Source organism: Agathobacter sp., assembly GCF_977054825.1.
Map to the genome: position 1 here is coordinate 1 of NZ_CDRTEH010000021.1, position 17,625 is coordinate 17,625.

Here is a 17,625-nt window from a genome sequence, read left to right on the forward strand (position 1 = left end):
TTACAGTTTACTTTAGATGACGGAACAGGCACAGACCGCACTATTTTAAGCGGAATCCACGCTTATTATGAGCCAGAAGAGCTTGTTGGAAAGACACTTATTGCCATCACAAATCTTCCACCTAGAAAGATGATGGGAATTGAATCTTGTGGTATGTTACTTTCAGCAGTAAACAATCTTAAGGATTCAGAAGATGAAGAACTTCACCTTGTTATGGTAGATAACCATATTCCAGCAGGAGCGAAATTATATTAAAGTAAAGAGAACACGCTAAAGAAATAGGACTTCCCAATATAAAAGTGAGGAAGTCCTATTTTCTATATACATTTCTTTGATGTGCTTATTATTTTATCTTTCCAATTAATAACACTCTTGTCTCCAATGTTTTTGATTTGGAACATCGTAATATTTAGGATATTTTTTATGCCAATGATAAAGCATCGGTGAAGATGGATAACCTAAGATCGGGATTTCTTTATAAATGTGAATATATAAAAAGAAAAGGGATTGCAGATTTGCAATTCCTTTTCTTTTTTCTGTGCAAAAATAATAAAAAATATACCATATTTTCAGAAAAAAGTACGATGTAAGGATAAAATGTTTTTGCTATACTAATAAAAACAGGCACTGTAACAGTATTTTTGAATATATGTATGACGGAAGAGAAAGAAGATAGATACGCATGGCGGCACAAGAAATCAAGTTAGAGAAGAGAAAACAATATAGTTCTGAAGATATATCAGTAAAAGAATCTGTGAGTTCTCCGGGAAAACGGTTAGAGAGATTGTGTGAGATCGAAGGTGTATCACGGAGTGAACTTGCTAGGCGGTTGAATGTCGCACCATCCCAGATCAGCAGAATATTAAATGGAGAAACAAAGTCCATCAGCAGCGATATTCTGATTCGGGCAGCGAAGGAATTTCAGGTAACGACAGATTATATTCTGGGATTGGACGTGGAATCTGTCGGTAAAGGAGATGCGGAAAAAGAACAAAATGGGATGAAGAGTGAAAAAAGCAACATTTACATTCCGATGCTTCTCATGAGTACCGCTTTTCGGCCGGGGCAGTGTCTGGATATGATCGAGCAGCTTGAGGATGCAGATGTCAAAAAGATGGCATACTGCGAATATTATTATTTTACCGGGCAGCATGACAAGGCAGTAGATCTGACAGAACTTTACCTGAACCACTCGGATCCGATGCTGCGTTTATCAGCCTGTCTGATCCATACATTTGCCAATCTTTCCTTGAACCGCATACATGCGGCAAAAGGCGGACTGGAGAGCCTGAAAGAGAATCTGAGCAAGGTGTTGACGACAGAGACCGATCGAAAAACAATGGCAATGGGAATCTTTGTAGCTATGGCGGCAAGCACGCTTTTACATTTGCCGGTTGGAGAGATTCCCCCATTATCTGACTATCTGAACGAACTTCCCAAAGGGATGCGGCTGTGGGGATGTTATGTATTGGCTCACAAGGCCTATCTGGAACAGGAGTATGAAAAATCTCTCGGAATCGTACAGACCTGCAAGATGCTCAGCACAGAGATCTATCCTATTGCACTGATCTATCTGAATCTGATGGGTGCTATGGCATGCATGAATTTAAGAAAATCAGATGAAGCAAAAGAATATTTTATGGAAGCATGGAAGATCGCACAGCCGGATGGTCTGATCGAAGGTATCGGAGAACATCACGGATTGCTGCAGGGGCTGATCGAAACATGTCTGAAATCAGAGTACCCGGAAGACTATAAGAAGATCATTCAGATTACTTATCAGTTTAGCTATGGCTGGCGTAGGATCCATAATCCAGTCACGAAAGAAGATATTGCCGATAACCTGACCACAACAGAGTTTACGATTGCCATGCTGGCAAACCGGGGATGGACGAATGCGGAGATCGCAGATTATATGGATATGACACTGCGCACCGTGAAGCAGCATCTGTCATCCATATTTAATAAGCTCAATATTGACAGCCGAGGACAGCTGAAAGCTTATATGTTGAAGTAGCCATGGCGCTTATATGAAATGGATGGCAGCTATGTCTGATATATAATTTTATAAAAGTAATAAAAAACAATTACAGGAAAGTGAAATAAAAATAGAAGGAAAATTATTATGAGCCAAAAAGTAATCGAAGAAGAAAAACGTATTCATACAGAGCAGCGAGTAGAAGCACTGATCAATAACAGTTAGCGAAAGATAAGGGGGGAAGAAAAATGAGCACGAGAAAAGCAGACAGAACACTGCACAGAAAAACACATAAAAGAGTAAATCGAAAGATGCTTGTTTTACTTACAATGTGCATGATGCTCGGCAGCATCCTGTTCGGGCAGCAGACTGTATGGGCGGCATCGGCATCGCAGACCGTATCGGATGTGACTGTAACGGTAACGACGGACAGAGAAGATTATCAATCTGGAGATACAGTAAAGGCGACAGTGACAATCGAGAATCATTCCACGAATCCGATCAAAAATATCGAGAGTCAACTGATCTTGCCGGAGGACCTGTCCCCGAAGGATGGATCCGTTACGGATTCCTGGACAGAAGTGAAGGCTGGAGAACGTGTAGAACATGTCACGGAAGTACAGGTAACCAGTGATGATGTGACGACAACGAATCTTGAAGAGGACGGTGTGACAGATGAGAAAAGTGAGACTGCGATGGCAGCTCAAAAAACATCTTCCCATACATATCTGATCTGGATCATTCTCGTGATCATTGCAGTGCTTGTGATCCTGGGAATCATAATCTACAGGCAGAAAGGCGGCAAAGGAAAAGGCAGCGGCAAGAAGCTGTTATCCCTGTTCTTATGTTTCCTGATGCTGTTCAGTTCTATAGAGTTTGGAAATCTTATAGATGTACAGGCGAAGACTAGGACTGTGAGGCAGTCGATAGTTGCAGAAAAAGAAGTGACACTGGATGGAATGACACAGTCCATAAAAGCAAATGTTTCTTTTGATCAGGAGATAGAGGAAGCATCACAGGACAGCGACCAAAATGATGCGAAGAATGCCACAAAGAAAAATCCTGTAAAAAATGACATAGCAGGCATTAAGGATAAGTTTAATAAAAATAATAACACAAAAGAAGTTGCAAATAACATTACCGATGAAGTCGATAAAGTCAAAGAAGAGATAAATGCCGGTTCAAAGGATAATGGAAACACCGGCGATAATTCCAAAGATGACGGAAAAGACAATAACGGAGATGGATCCAAAGAGGAGCAGGTTACAGTAACCTTTGACAGCCAGGGCGGCACGCCGGTAGCTCCGGTCACAGTGGCAAAAGGGACGGCGCTTGACAATATTCCGCAGTCCTACAAGACCGGACAGGCATTCCTTGGATGGTATGAAGATGCAGAATGCACAACACCGTTTTTTACCGGTACGGTAGTGGAGCAGAATAAGACGGTGTATGCGATGTTCAAAGATTCTGAGGATTCTGTAAATATTCAGCATCAGCCGGATTATTACGAGGAAGACTGCCCGACAGATAAAAAGGTCACACTAATCAGTTCTACGCCGATCACTGCAGAAACGCTCGGCAATTTTGTGACATTAGATATAATCACAGGAGATGAGATCCAGGGCTTTACCGTTACTGCGAATGGAAATGAATACACCATCGCTCCGATCGGCGGCTATATGGAAGGCGGTCTGTATACTATGACGGCAGCAGATGGGGTTACCTTTAAAGGGCTGGAATCCTATGTGCGCGAGTATTCTTTCCGAATCTATAAGGCACCATCAGAGATCGTAGAAGTAGATCCCGGCATCATTTATCTGGATGAGAGCAAGCTTCAGGAAAGCAATGATGATTATATCTATCAGTATTCTCTCAGTAAACAGTATTTTGATGAGAAAAAGCTTGCAACCGGCAAGACTGTCTGCATTGGCGACGGAACGACGAATGTTACCGAAGATACCCTTTTCCTGAATATTACGGACTGTTATCAGGATGAGGATGATGCGGACAAATGGTATATCATCTGCGAAGACAGTGACATTGAAGATGTCTATAAAAATGTAGATATCAGCTTTAAGGAAGGCGCATACAATGAGCTCCTGAAAGAAGGCATTGATACCGAAGCACTGATCCAGGAATTATATGCAAGTGAAGGCATCCAGCAGTTAAATCTGCTCATGGCAGCGATGCTGGCAGACAGCGAAGAAGTACAGGAGCTGCTTGGCGGAACATCCCTGCTTTCCAACAGCAATCCATCCCTTCTGAATTTTGCGGACAATGCGAAGTTAAAAGATGATACACTGGTGGATCTGTCCAAGAAGCTGGGGCAGCATCTGCAGATCGATGTAAAGATCGGGGAAGCGCAGAACGATAACTTTGCTGATTGCAATCCGGATTACTGGAGCGCGATCACATTTACCATCAGTTACAAAGGAACGCTGAAAAAGAAATTAAAGATCGATGCCACAGTTACTATTAAGGAATATCTGAACATTTCTTTACAGGGTTACAAATCCCTGAAGCTGAAAAAGAAAAATCTGGAATTTAACTATGCGGTAAACGTATATTCCCAGACAGATATCGGATTTAAAGTACTGGTAGCATCCAAAGATGGAAAATGGAAAGACATTTCTTCTTCTATGGACAAGATGTTTGGCAGCAAAGAAAAAAATGATCCGAACAGTCTGGTAGCGGAAGTACAGGAGATGCTTGCGAATAAGGGCGGTTACATCGAACTGTGCAGGATCCCCATGTTCCAGGTGGTAAAACCTCTCATTGAGATATTCCCACTGTTTAGCATAAATCTAAGTCTGGATTATATTGTGAAAGTGAATTTCGCGGCAGGCATCAGCAGCCAGTTCTCTGTATTGGATGCGACCCAGATCGGTATTGCCGGAAATTCAAAGACCAATACGTTCCGAAGCTATAAGAACAAGCTGATCGGAGCAGACCGTTACAGCTTCGATCTGACAGCCTGTGGTTATATCGGTATCCGTACCGGGCTGGAAGGTTCCATGACATTATCCTTCTTCGGATTAAAGAGGCTGGGCGAAGTAGGCATGTCCATGGGCGTTGGCGGATATTTTGATATCTATGGATATGCGAAATACCATATGGTAAAACCGGAGCAGTATTACGATACGGTATATCGGACGCTGGCGGGCGGATACTATCTGGAAGGCGGTATTTATCTGGAAGTAAGCGCCATTGCCAGGTCGCAGATCTTCCGGGTGGAAGCGAAGCAGACGCTGGTAGATCATACATGGCCGCTGTTTACCATGGGAGATGAGGAAGTTCTGCTGGCTCTGGATCAGCCGCCAACCTTCTATATTACGACGGATGATCCGAATGCATATATTACAAGGGTACAGACGAAAGATCTTCCACCACTGACCGGTACGGTATTTAACATTGTGACCGGCGAAACCCAGGAACATGCGACCATTCCGTGGTCAAAAGTACATCTGAAGTTCTCAAACAGAAATTTTGGCATGTATTACGGAGCGGATAGGCAACCCTTCCTGGCATTCCAGAAAAATGTAAGCTGGGATGTTCCGAGTGAGGAAAGTTCGGCAGAAATCTATTATGAAGGTCAGTATCTGCAGTTTACACAGAGCAGCAGTGATGATTATAACCGGACGACAACAACGGCAAAAGTAATGTTTGTAAACACCTCCAAGGTTTCAGTGGAAGATGCAGGTAAGTTCTTTACGGCAAAGATCTATACGGAAGTGGATGGTGTGAAGACGCTGGCCAGCACAAGAACGGTACTGGCAGGAAATCGTGTTGGTTATATTCAGTACAGTGTTACAGATGAGGAAAAGATCTATAACGGTTCCTGGAATATGGATCCGTATACGACACCGGTAAACCGGGATAATATGGAATTTATCTATTCCGGACAGAAACCACAGGGACTGTCAGTGTTCAAATACCGGGAAAACGGAAGCGACACCTGGGTGGCAGAGATCCGCGCGGCAAATATCGGAGATACTCCGAGATGTCCGTCAAACACCGGACATACCTATGTGTACTTGTACGACTGGAGACCGGATACTATGAGTGGATACGGTCCGAAGAAGCTGCAATGGTACTTCTTCCGGGAGGACAGAGATAAGATCGTTTCCGGCTATCCTACAGACGGGGCAGTCTGCAAAGTGACCGGAGATTCTCCGGAAGCTGTGGATGCTGAACTGAAAAAATTGTATCCGGAAGAATATGAGAAAACGATGTACCACTATACGGGACACTATGGTCAGAAAGATGTACCGATCAGAGTGGAGGGACTGAATGAAGCCGGAAGAGGATATATATATTATATCGATGTGCCATACGGAAAACAGATTGACAGGCTGACGTGTCTTGGCGGGCCATGGTGGAAGCCACTGGAAGGATTTGCGTTGCAAAAAGGTGGTGAGGTTGTGTACAAGTCTCTCAACGATGTGACAGTTACCGAACCGATGCAGCTATATGGTGTTTATAAAACGGTTCAGCATACGGTTACGATCAAGATCTATGATGATACGATCCATGATTATGTGACGTATAAGACCTTTACGGTAGACAAAGGAGATCGGATCTCCGGAGATATTCTTGATGAGGCGAAAGCGGCAGTGCCTCAAAAAGAAGGTGTGACATGGAACTACCGGGGCTGGGCAGATCAGGACAATACAAGTTTTGTACCAGATGGCACCCGCGTTTCTCAGGACACCGTACTCCGTATGCGGTTTGACAGAGAGGTGGATATCACGTTTGAGCCGGGAGAGGGTACGCTCGTTGCAAATGGAACGACTGTTTCCTATTCTAAGGATGATTATAATGTGAGACTTTCCGGAATCGTGCGCAAGGAGTCAGATGCCTACAATACGTATAAACCGGTGGGTTGGAAAAATAATGCCACTGGCGAAACGTATGGATATCAGGATATGGCAGTCATAAAAGATCCGGTTACCCTGACAGCAATCTACGAGGCGACACCAAAAGAGTATAAAGTAAGCGTGTATACTGCGTTTGGCGTGCTGAAAAACGGTCAGCAGACAGATTCCTACATCGGTGGTTATAACGGTTATCTGGAGTTCATGGAGAAATATAATGAAAACTGGAAACCGGATACCGTGGTAAATCCGGACAAAACCTACACCAGTGAAGGCCGGCAGATCCGTACACGGGATGATGGACTGACTACAGAGATTACCTACAGGTGGACTTATACGGACAATCAGTATACACTGACCTTTGACGCCAATGGAGGTAATCTGAAAGGCTATGCTTCCGTAAAAGAATATTATGGAAGACAGCTGAAACTCTCTGATCTGGCAACTGCTACAAAGTCCGATGGGGCAAGAGACTATGTATTAAGCGGCTGGATGGATGAAGACGGAACTGTTTATGGCACAGATGATGTCATTACGCTTACAAAAGATACGAAGCTGACTGCTATCTGGGTAGATGGAGCTTACAAAGAGTATAAGATCACATATATTCTTGATGGAGCGAAGATTGCCGAAAAGATCATGCATTATAATGATGCATTGACAGATCCTGGCACACCGAAGGAAGCAGAAGGACTGCATTTTGACGGCTGGGAATGGTGGTCCGGTTCAGAAAAACTGACAGAGATGCCAAAATCTATGCCGGCAGCGGATGTAACTGCTTATGGAACGACCACAAAACGATATGTATCCTATGAACTGGGTGGAAGTGTATACAAGACCAAAGAGTTTGCAGCTATTGGAAGTACGGTAGCGGTCGCTGACACACCGGTGCTTACCGGATATGATGTATCCGACTGGACCGCAGAGATGGCGGATACAGCGGAAAGCGTAACGATCACAGACGGAAGCTTTGTGATGCCGGATGGAGATGTGGTCTTAAAAGCAACGACAACGCCGAAGAAATATCAGGTAACGGTAAATGTGGATGGACAGCCGGTTACAGGCAGCCCGTTTACGGCAGAATATTTCAGCAGATTTGCACTGCCGGAGCTTCCGGCAAAAGAGGGCCTGACATTTTACTGGGACAATAATTCCACAGATTTTTCTATCATTCAGGAGAATGGAATCTATTATGTAGACCCGATGCCGGCACAGGATATTACGATCAACGGCTATTATACGCAGAGTGTTCATGACATCTACTTTATCGTAGAAGGAGAAGCGGCGGGAGAATGGGTACCGTATAAGATTATCAAAGACCAGGTAGTCGGTACCACGATCTGGAGTGGAGATATCATACCAGAGTTAAAAGAAGAAGATGCAGCTGCCGGTAAGAAGTTTTTGGGATGGGTATGTTTTGAAACTGAAAGAAGTAGAGAAGGTTCCTTCCAAATGCCGGATCATGACGTATATTACTTCACACGCTGGGCATCAGAAGAATCTACAGATACTTCCGTGGGTATCGAGTTCTGGCTCGGAGAGCCGTATGCAGATGGTTCTACGAATCTTGGCTGGTGGGATAACATCTATCTGAAAAAAGGCGAGATCCTGCAGCTGCCGGATTACCAGATTGAAGGCTATACGCTGAAATGGGGCGGCATCGATGATACGGATAAGCAATATGTGTATGATCCTATAAAACATACCTTTATGTTCGATCAGGTAGACGATGGCGATATTGTAAGTATGTATCTGTATGCATACTATATGAAAAACGAGGGGTGATCTGTCAGAGGTTGTCTCTGTAAAAATCAGAAAGTGATTAAAAAGATTGCTCTGGCGAAAGCCGGGCGGGAGATCGTCAAAAATACTATGTAACAGATAAGAACAGTATAGAAAAGGGACGTTCCGTGATGGAACGTCCCTTTCTCAGGGTATATAAAAAATGTTAAAAGTATAAGAAAATGTTTCAGAGTAAAAAGGATTTTTTAATTCTATTGATATTGATGATTTAGAAGTATCGAGGCAGGCAAGAGAATATTTGAAAAGAAATACATTATAAAAGGTCTGTTGGGCGGTATAGCCTAATGAAGCCTACAGAAAAAGGTTGCGTGAAGCCACATAAAAATGTATAATTAGGAGTAATGAATTTCATATTAAAAGATATTGGAGGTACTCATGTCACAGTCGGTTACGATAAAGAGTAATAAATATGGAATCAATTTAGTTTTAGATGCGGATATGCCATTTGCTGATTTGATTAAGGCAGTTGTAGAGAAGTTTAAGGCATCCGCCAATTTTTTTAAAAACGCAAAGTTTGCCATTTCGTTTGAGGGAAGGCAGCTTTCAGATGAAGAGCAGCAGCAGATAATTGCAGCGATTGAGGAGAATACCACAATTGAGATTTTGTGCATTGTGGAGAGTGGTACCGAGCAGGAAGCCATCATGAAGGAGCAGGTTGAGGCATTTAATGAGGCAGTGCAGAAGCAGTGCGAGAATGTTGCAACAGTCAGTGTCCCGGAGCAGTTTTACCGTGGTACGCTCAGGTCCGGTCAGGTGATTACCAGTGAGTCTTCAGTCACCATCATAGGTGATGTCAATCCGGGAGCCAAGATTATAGCTCAGGGCAATATCGTTATTCTTGGCGCATTAAAGGGCAATGTCCACGCCGGATGTACAGGGGACAGGAGCTGCTTTGTATTTGCACTTGATATGCAGCCGATTCAGATTCAGATTGGTGATCTGATTGCGAAGAGTCCGGACGAGCCTCAGCCAAAGCACAGGGTAAGGCGCAAGGAAAAGCCGGCACAGGAGCAGGCACAGATAGCCATCGCAAAGGATGGATATATTTACATCGAACCAATTACTAAAAATATTTTAAATAGCATTTAGGAACGTAGGAGGAAAAAAGTTCATGAGCGAAGTAATCGTTATCACATCAGGAAAGGGTGGTGTGGGCAAGACCACAACCACAGCAAATATTGGTACAGGTCTTGCACAGTTAAATAAAAAGGTTGTTATGATTGATACTGACATCGGACTGCGTAACCTGGATGTTGTTATGGGACTTGAGAATCGTATTGTATACAATCTCGTAGATGTTGTTGAGGGCAAATGCCGTATCCGTCAGGCTCTTATCAAGGATAAGAAATATCCTGAGCTGTGTCTGCTTCCATCAGCACAGACAAGGGACAAGGATGCTGTTACACCTGAGCAGATGGTTGAGCTTATCAATGAGCTTCGCGAGGAGTTTGACTATATTCTGCTTGACTGCCCGGCAGGTATCGAGCAGGGCTTCAAGAATGCCGTTGCAGGAGCTGACCGTGCACTTGTTGTCACTACACCTGAGGTATCAGCAATCCGCGATGCTGACCGTATTGTAGGTCTTCTCGAGGCAAATGAGATGAAACGCATTGATCTGATTGTCAACCGTCTGCGTGTCGATATGGTTAAGCGCGGTGATATGATGAATGTGGATGATGTAACAGAGATCCTTGCAGTCAACTTAATAGGTGCAGTACCGGATGATGAGCAGATTGTTATTTCTACAAACCGTGGTGAGCCGTTGGTTGGCTCAGACAGCCTTGCAGGAAAGGCATATATGAATATCTGCCGCCGTATCATGGGCGAGGAGGTTCCTTTACTTGATTTAAACCAGAAGCATGGTGTCTTTGAGAAGCTAAAGGATATGTTTAAGAAAAATTAAAGGGGGATACATACCATGGGTATAATGGATTTATTTAAAAAGAAATCTTCGGGCAATGTCGCTAAGGACCGCCTGAAGCTGGTGCTGGTTTCCGACCGTGCCAACTGCTCATCGGAGATGATGGAGATGATGAAAAGGGATATCATTGAGGTTATTTCCCGCTACATGGATATTGACGCGGAAGCTCTTGACGTGAAAATCACAGAGACAGAGTCTGATTCTAACAACGGAATGGTTCCGGCACTCGTTGCCAATATTCCTATCCGTGACATGAAGCATCGTCCGGATCCGAGATAGAGTAAATAATAGGATATGATATGAGGGTCAAAAGGTATTTTGGCCCTTTAATTATGCTATTGAATAAAAAAGACTTGATTTGATATTAAAGTATGATATACTTTAATACGTTACAAATAAATAAATTTTAGCAGAGTAGACACATGTGCGTTAAGTGCCGGATGAACAGGGAGTTGTCACCCGGACGAAAAGAAAATCTTGCGGTACATGAGTCGCATCCCGCTGCATCCGAAGATATTAATTATCTCCTGTTGTAGTTCGGTGAGGTCTGCAAAGGAGGTAATTTTTTAATGAAAAAATTCGTTACTTTGTTCACCGATTCTGCCCGAGAGCTTAAATCGGTCAGAACCATCACAACTATGGCAATGCTTGCTGCAGTTGCCGTTATCCTTGGATATTTCTCCATCGAATATGGACAGTTTATCCGTATCGGTTTTTCCGGTATTCCAAATGGTATCGTTGATTACCTGTTTGGGCCGGTTGCCGGAGCTGTTTTCCACGGAGCGCTTGACATCATCAAGTATCTGATGAAGCCTACAGGACCATTTTGTCCACAGCTTACACTTGTTGTAATGCTTGCAGGTGTTTTATATGGATGCTTCTTTTACAAGAAAAAGCTTACCATATGGAGAGTGCTTGCTGCGAAGTTTGTAGTAATGCTCATCTGCAATGTCATTCTCAATACTCTGTGTCTGCAGGTACTGTATGGACAGGCACTTATGGCAATTCTTCCAATGCGTGCACTTAAGAACCTTATTATGTGGCCGATAGACTCAATTGTATTTTTCGGCATTGCAAAGGCACTGGAGCAGATTGGACTGTTCCGCACCTTCCGTAAACCGGAGCTTGCAAAGAACGCATAGCCAAAATAATGCACAGACAATATAATGTACAAAATATTACATTAAAATAATATATTAAGCCTTAAACGGCGATTTATGTTAATAATTTTAAGGATAAATACCTTTAAACTGACAATTGTGAGGTATTTCACATTTTTAATGAAAATTGTTGACACAATATATTGAACGTGATATTGTTTACTTGTTCAAAATAATACACAAAAGAAAACGAACAAACAACTACATATCAATTATGAATATTTAAGAGCAAAGACGCTAACCGGTGAAGCACTTTGCTCTTTTTTATTTATCAAAATCACAAGGACATTTAATTTAGGAGGCAATATATTATGAAATTAAAAGACACAGGATTAACAGCACAGGACATCAAAGACAAAGTAAAGAAGTACATGATTGAGACCTATGAGCGTTTCGATTTCATCGCTGAGACAGCCGAGGGTATGTATCTCTATGATGAGAATGGCACACCATACCTTGACTTTTACGCAGGAATCGCCGTAAACAATGCCGGCAGCAGAAACCCTAAGGTTGTTGCAGCAGTCAAGGATCAGGTGGATGACATCATGCATACATTCAACTATCCATACACTATTCCACAGGCACTGCTTGCTGAGAAGGTCTGCAAGACAATCGGAATGGACAAGATTTTCTACCAGAACTCAGGTACCGAGGCAAACGAGGCTATGATTAAGATGGCTCGTAAATATGGTATCGAGAAATATGGTCCAAACAGATACCACATCGTAACCGCAAAGGACGGCTTCCACGGCAGAACCTTCGGTGCTATGTCAGCAACAGGACAGCCGGGAAACGGATGCCAGGTGGGCTTTGGTCCTATGACATACGGCTTCTCATATGCTCCTTACAATGACTTAAAGGCATTCAAGGATGCTTGTACAGAGAATACAATCGCTATCATGATTGAGCCTGTACAGGGCGAGGGCGGTGTTCATCCTGCAACACCTGAATTCATGAAGGGACTTCGTGAGTTCTGTGATGAGAAGGGCATGCTTCTCCTTATCGATGAGGTTCAGACAGGATGGTGCAGAACCGGTGCTGTAATGAGCTACATGAACTACGGCATCAAGCCTGATATCGTTTCTATGGCAAAGGGTCTTGGCGGTGGAATGCCAATCGGTGCTATCTGCGCTACAGAGGAGGTTTCAAAAGCATTCTCAGCAGGTTCACATGGTACAACCTTTGGTGGACATCCGGTATGCTGTGCAGCGGCACTTGCAGAGGTTGGCGAGCTGCTTGACAGAGACCTTGCAGGAAATGCAAAGAAGGTTGGTGATTATTTCTCTGCTAAGCTTGAGAAGCTTCCACATGTAAAGGAAGTAAGACATCAGGGACTTTTAGTTGGTGTTGAGTTTGACGATACAATCTCAGGTGTAGATGTAAAGCATGGCTGCTTCGACCGCCATATGCTCATCACAGCAATCGGAAGCCACATCATCCGTATGGTTCCACCACTTATCGTAAGCGAGGAAGAGTGCGACAAGGCATTTGATATCATCAAGGAGACAGTTGAGGCTCTTTCATAGAAGGCTTGATGCAGATAACAGAATTATATATACGGCAGAGATTTTTACTGGCCGGATAAAGGACAAGGGCGTCACGATTAGCTTCGTGCGCCCTTTTTTGAACAAGGGATATAGTGGAACAAGTTTATATAAAAACATAAGATTAAAGGGTCAAAAGATCTTCATATCAACATATTATAAAGATGTATATAAGAAAAGCGAGGGGAACGAAATGGCACATCTTGTTATCACAATAGGATGCGAATATGGCGCGAAAGGAAACCAGATTGGCAAAAAGGTTGCCAAGGACCTGGGAATCAAATTTTATGACAGAGATACTGTAGATGAAATCATCAAAGAGGTCGGTATTCCGAAGGATATCATGGAAAAGGTCGAGGAAGGTATCACTATCGCCGGAAAAGGTGCAGAGGGTGATGTCAGAGGCTCTTTCTCCAAATATGCAGACCTCACAGAGCGTGCAATTCATGTCCAGAAAACAATAATCAGAAAATTATCAGACCGTGAGTCATGCGTGATTATAGGTCGTTCAGCAGACTATATACTAAAGGAACATAAACCGATTTTACGTATTTTCATCTATTCACCGGATGAAGTGAGGATTGAAAACGTAATGAAGAGCCACAATTTGTCGGAGGATGATGCAAAGCTTTTCATCACTGAAAAGGATAAGCGTTATCACAAGCGGCATATGGCGCTGACGGGAAGCAATCGAGGCGACAGACACAACAGGGACATGCTTATAGACAGTAGCCTGTTAGGAGTGGACGGTACAGCTGAGCTTATTGAGTCTCTGGCAAGAAAAGTGGAAGAGAAAGAAAACGAGACAGAGGCTGGAGGTGACAAGTAATGGAACAGAAGAAATCAGAATTTAACAAAGTCCTGAATGCCTGGGACGTACTTGTAATTGCATTTGGAGCCATGATTGGCTGGGGCTGGGTTGTCTCAACCGGAGGCTGGATTGAAAAGGGCGGAGTACTTGGTGCCGCAATCGGCTTCGTAATCGGTGGTATCATGATATTTTTCGTAGGAATGACATACGCAGAGCTGACAGCAGCCATGCCGCAGTGCGGTGGCGAGCATGTTTTCAGCTACAAGGCAATGGGCTCGACAGGTTCATTCATATGTACGTGGATGATTATTCTTGGATATGTCAGCGTGGCATGCTTCGAGGCATGTGCTTTCCCGACAATCATCACATACCTGTGGCCGGGCTTTCTGAAGGGCTATCTGTATACGGTAGCAGGCTTTGATATCTATGCTTCATGGCTTATTGTGGCAATAGTTATCGCATTTTTAATCATGATGATAAACATTATCGGCGCAAAGACTGCAGCAATTTTGCAGACTGTGCTCACATGTATCATTGGTGGCGCCGGAATTTTGTTGATAATTGCATCGGTAATCAATGGAACAGTTGATAACCTGGACGGACAGATGTTTGCAGGCAGCTCTGCCGGTTTAAACGTAAAGGCAATTATCGGAGTGGCAGCACTTTCACCATTTTACTTTATCGGATTTGATGTAATACCTCAGGCGGCTGAGGAAATCAATGTTCCGGCAAAGAAAATCGGCTCAATACTTATCTTATCGGTAGTTTTGGCAGTAGTTTTCTATGCACTTGTAATTGTTGCGGTAGGTCTTGTTATGAGCCCGCAGGCAATTGTTGATTCAGAGCAGGCAACCGGACTTGTCACAGCAGACGCAATGGCTGCTGCCTTCAACACGAAGATAATGGCAAAGGTTATAATAGTCGGCGGAATGTGCGGTATCGTAACCTCATGGAACTCATTTTTGCTCGGTGGCTCGCGTGCCATGTACTCAATGGCAGAGTCATACATGATTCCAAAGTTTTTTGCAAAGCTCCATCCAAAGCATAAGACACCAATCAACTCACTGATTCTCATCGGAGCTCTCACAATGCTTGCTCCTTTTGCAGGCAGAAAGATGCTTGTGTGGATAAGTGATGCCGGCAACTTTGGATGCTGCGTGGCATACTGCATGGTTGCTCTTTCATTTATTATTCTTCGTAAGAAAGAGCCTGATATGCCGAGACCTTACAAGGTTCCTGCATACAAGTTCTTTGGAACAATGGCAGTTATCATGTCAGGCTTCATGGTTGCCATGTACTGCATACCGGGAAGCGGCGGATCACTTATCGCCCAGGAATGGGGCATCGTGCTTGCATGGTGTGCACTCGGCGTGGTATTCTTCGTATTCTGTAAAAAGAAATACAAGGAGTCATTTGGTACACTTGTTGAGCTCATCTCAGATGAGGACGCTGCAACACTTATGCCGGAGGCAGATGAGGTTGAGCTGGATAAGGTTATTGATGCTGCAATAGACAGGGTGCTTGCCAGGAAGGCAAGCTAGTACATTACAAAATGAAAAAATGCATTTTATAACATAAAAATTGAAAAATGGGATGTAAGAATAGGCGAAAATACTTTAAGCCGTAAAATCATATGAATGAAATAAGATACTAAAATTCGGAAAGGACAGATTATATATGGAAACATTTAATTTCTCGGTGCCGCAGGACATCACAGTTGGAAAGGGCAGTCTCTCAAAGCTGCCGGAAATAGCAAAAAAGCTTGGAGGAAAGCATGCGCTCATCATTTCAGGACCGCATCTTGAGAAGATGGGACTTGTAAAAAAGGCAGCTGACTATTTGGCATCAGTTGATATAAAAGCAGATACCTTTACCGATATAGAGGCAAATCCATCTGTCACAACCGTGGAAAAAGCCACAGCAAAATACCTGGAGTCGGGCGCTGATTTTATCGTGGCATTCGGAGGCGGCTCACCGATGGATGTAGCAAAGGCAGTGGGTGTGGTTGCCAAATATGGCGGAAGCGTCACAGACTATGAGGGCGCACACAAGGTGCCGGGACCAATCGTACCGCTTATTGCGATACCAACCACCGCAGGAACAGGCTCAGAGGTGACAGCCTTCTCTGTAATCACAGACCATAGCAGAAACTATAAGCTTACAGTATTCAGCTACGAGATATTGCCAAAATATGCGATACTTGACGCAGAGCTCATCACAACAGCACCGGCAAGCGTAGCGGCAGCATGCGGAATTGATGCATTTATCCATGCCGAGGAGGCATATGTATCCACAGCGGCATCGCCATTCTCAGATGCATTGGCAGAAAAAGCGATGGCACTTATCGGAAAAAATATCCGCAGATTTGTAGCAAACAGAAACGATATCGAGGCTGCAGAAGCCATGATGACAGGCTCACTTTTTGCAGGAATAGCATTCTCATTTGCAAGGCTCGGAAATGTGCATGCAATGAGCCATCCGGTCAGCGCATTTTTCGACGTGCCTCACGGAGTGGCAAACGCAGTGCTGCTTCCTGTAATCGCAGAGTACAATGCACTTGCAGACCATGGCAAGTATCTCACAATCTACAATGATATAAGCCCGATTTCTGCGTATGCGGATGAATTTGAGCCGATGATGCTTGTGGATGCAATCAGGGAGCTTTGCGCAGACATCGGAATCCCTGAGAATCTGACCATCGCAATCAATAATGCGAGCAAAACCGGAACAGTCACGAAGGAAGAGATAGAGAGCAAGATAGAGCCGATGGCTGTCGATGCCATGAAGAGCGGCAATATTGCTGTCAATCCAAGGGCTTCACGCCAGTGCGATATTGAGATGCTGTATCGCAGGGCACTGTAAACTTATAAAATACAACATGTAAGGTAACTATTCCGAATAGTTACCTTATATGATTATAAACAGTATAGTTATAGAATTAAATGGGAGATATGAGTATGGATTATCTGTCACACAATGTATCTGAAAATTTAAAAAGAATACGTCAGTCAAAGGGCATGAGCTTGGACCAGGTCGCAGAGCAGACCGGTGTGAGTAAAAGCATGCTTGCGCAGATAGAAAAGGGCACAGCAAATCCATCTATCGGAGTACTTGGCAAAATCACAAGTGGTCTGCGAATTGAGTTTCAAAGACTTATAGATCCACCGAGAGTAGACTATGCACTCATATCTCCTGATGATCTGGTCCCGACAAAGGAGCTTTTGGGACAGTACAGGGTATGGACCTGCTTCCCATACGAGGACTCAAGGGAGGTCGAGGTATATCGTATCGACGTGGAGCCGGGCGGCGTGTATACAAGCGGTGGGCACGGCGAGAAAACACGCGAGTATCTCACAGTCACAGACGGTGTGCTGACAGTCGAGTGCCACGACCATGTGCAGGAAATCCATAAGGGGCAGGTGTATAAGTTTGAGACCGATCAGCCTCATTTGTATCGCAATGATGGCGAGAAGGTGGCAAGCTGCACGTGCTTCTTTTTGGATTATACCAATATTCGGTGAGAGAGGTTATCCG

At 43.9% G+C, this 17,625-nt stretch carries 11 protein-coding genes, 1 pseudogene and 1 riboswitch; all 12 genes and pseudogenes read left to right on the top strand.

Annotation, left to right across the window (positions count from 1 at the left end; all coding sequences use genetic code 11):
- Positions 1-255: pseudogene (locus ACW6PM_RS12150) on the top strand (hypothetical protein); the annotation flags it as partial.
- A gap of 427 nt (positions 256-682) precedes the next feature.
- Complete coding sequence (locus tag ACW6PM_RS12155) at positions 683-2,017, top strand: helix-turn-helix domain-containing protein (RefSeq protein WP_456057329.1); 1,335 nt, start codon at positions 683-685, stop codon at positions 2,015-2,017.
- A 209-nt stretch (positions 2,018-2,226) separates the two neighbouring features.
- A complete protein-coding gene (locus ACW6PM_RS12160; protein ID WP_456057330.1) occupies positions 2,227-8,637 on the top strand; it encodes an InlB B-repeat-containing protein in 6,411 nt (2,136 codons plus the stop codon).
- Positions 8,638-9,030: 393 nt separating this feature from the next.
- Positions 9,031-9,744: a septum site-determining protein MinC gene (minC, locus tag ACW6PM_RS12165; protein WP_456057331.1), complete on the top strand. Its 714-nt coding sequence runs from the start codon at positions 9,031-9,033 to the stop codon at positions 9,742-9,744.
- 22 nt (positions 9,745-9,766) lie between these two features.
- Positions 9,767-10,558 carry a septum site-determining protein MinD gene (gene minD, locus ACW6PM_RS12170; RefSeq protein WP_308669436.1) on the top strand — a complete coding sequence of 264 codons (792 nt, stop codon included), beginning with the start codon at positions 9,767-9,769 and terminating at the stop codon, positions 10,556-10,558.
- A gap of 15 nt (positions 10,559-10,573) precedes the next feature.
- Positions 10,574-10,855, top strand: a complete 282-nt coding sequence (gene minE / locus ACW6PM_RS12175; RefSeq protein ID WP_012741021.1) for a cell division topological specificity factor MinE — start codon at positions 10,574-10,576, stop codon at positions 10,853-10,855.
- A 129-nt stretch (positions 10,856-10,984) separates the two neighbouring features.
- Positions 10,985-11,082: riboswitch (THF riboswitch) on the top strand.
- A gap of 63 nt (positions 11,083-11,145) precedes the next feature.
- A complete protein-coding gene (locus ACW6PM_RS12180; protein ID WP_173840601.1) occupies positions 11,146-11,718 on the top strand; it encodes a folate family ECF transporter S component in 573 nt (190 codons plus the stop codon).
- Positions 11,719-12,047: 329 nt separating this feature from the next.
- Positions 12,048-13,262, top strand: coding sequence for an aspartate aminotransferase family protein (locus ACW6PM_RS12185; RefSeq protein WP_456057332.1), 1,215 nt, complete (start codon positions 12,048-12,050; stop codon positions 13,260-13,262).
- Between the two features lie 211 nt (positions 13,263-13,473).
- Positions 13,474-14,109: a cytidylate kinase-like family protein gene (locus tag ACW6PM_RS12190; RefSeq protein ID WP_308650867.1), complete on the top strand. Its 636-nt coding sequence runs from the start codon at positions 13,474-13,476 to the stop codon at positions 14,107-14,109.
- Positions 14,109-15,632, top strand: coding sequence for an APC family permease (locus ACW6PM_RS12195; RefSeq protein WP_456057333.1), 1,524 nt, complete (start codon positions 14,109-14,111; stop codon positions 15,630-15,632). Before ACW6PM_RS12190 ends, ACW6PM_RS12195 begins: the two co-directional genes overlap by 1 nt.
- Before the next feature lie 136 nt (positions 15,633-15,768).
- Positions 15,769-16,953 carry an iron-containing alcohol dehydrogenase gene (locus ACW6PM_RS12200; RefSeq protein WP_456057334.1) on the top strand — a complete coding sequence of 395 codons (1,185 nt, stop codon included), beginning with the start codon at positions 15,769-15,771 and terminating at the stop codon, positions 16,951-16,953.
- A 95-nt stretch (positions 16,954-17,048) separates the two neighbouring features.
- A complete protein-coding gene (locus ACW6PM_RS12205; RefSeq protein ID WP_456057335.1) occupies positions 17,049-17,612 on the top strand; it encodes a helix-turn-helix domain-containing protein in 564 nt (187 codons plus the stop codon).
- Positions 17,613-17,625 lie beyond the last annotated feature (13 nt).

Coding starts and splice junctions, on each gene's coding strand:
- ACW6PM_RS12190 (WP_308650867.1), top strand. CDS start 13,474: ATGGCACATCTTGTTATCACAATAGGATGCGAATATGGCGCGAAAGGA.
- ACW6PM_RS12155 (WP_456057329.1), top strand. CDS start 683: ATGGCGGCACAAGAAATCAAGTTAGAGAAGAGAAAACAATATAGTTCT.
- ACW6PM_RS12195 (WP_456057333.1), top strand. CDS start 14,109: ATGGAACAGAAGAAATCAGAATTTAACAAAGTCCTGAATGCCTGGGAC.
- minE (WP_012741021.1), top strand. CDS start 10,574: ATGGGTATAATGGATTTATTTAAAAAGAAATCTTCGGGCAATGTCGCT.
- ACW6PM_RS12200 (WP_456057334.1), top strand. CDS start 15,769: ATGGAAACATTTAATTTCTCGGTGCCGCAGGACATCACAGTTGGAAAG.
- ACW6PM_RS12160 (WP_456057330.1), top strand. CDS start 2,227: ATGAGCACGAGAAAAGCAGACAGAACACTGCACAGAAAAACACATAAA.
- ACW6PM_RS12185 (WP_456057332.1), top strand. CDS start 12,048: ATGAAATTAAAAGACACAGGATTAACAGCACAGGACATCAAAGACAAA.
- minC (WP_456057331.1), top strand. CDS start 9,031: ATGTCACAGTCGGTTACGATAAAGAGTAATAAATATGGAATCAATTTA.
- minD (WP_308669436.1), top strand. CDS start 9,767: ATGAGCGAAGTAATCGTTATCACATCAGGAAAGGGTGGTGTGGGCAAG.
- ACW6PM_RS12180 (WP_173840601.1), top strand. CDS start 11,146: ATGAAAAAATTCGTTACTTTGTTCACCGATTCTGCCCGAGAGCTTAAA.
- ACW6PM_RS12205 (WP_456057335.1), top strand. CDS start 17,049: ATGGATTATCTGTCACACAATGTATCTGAAAATTTAAAAAGAATACGT.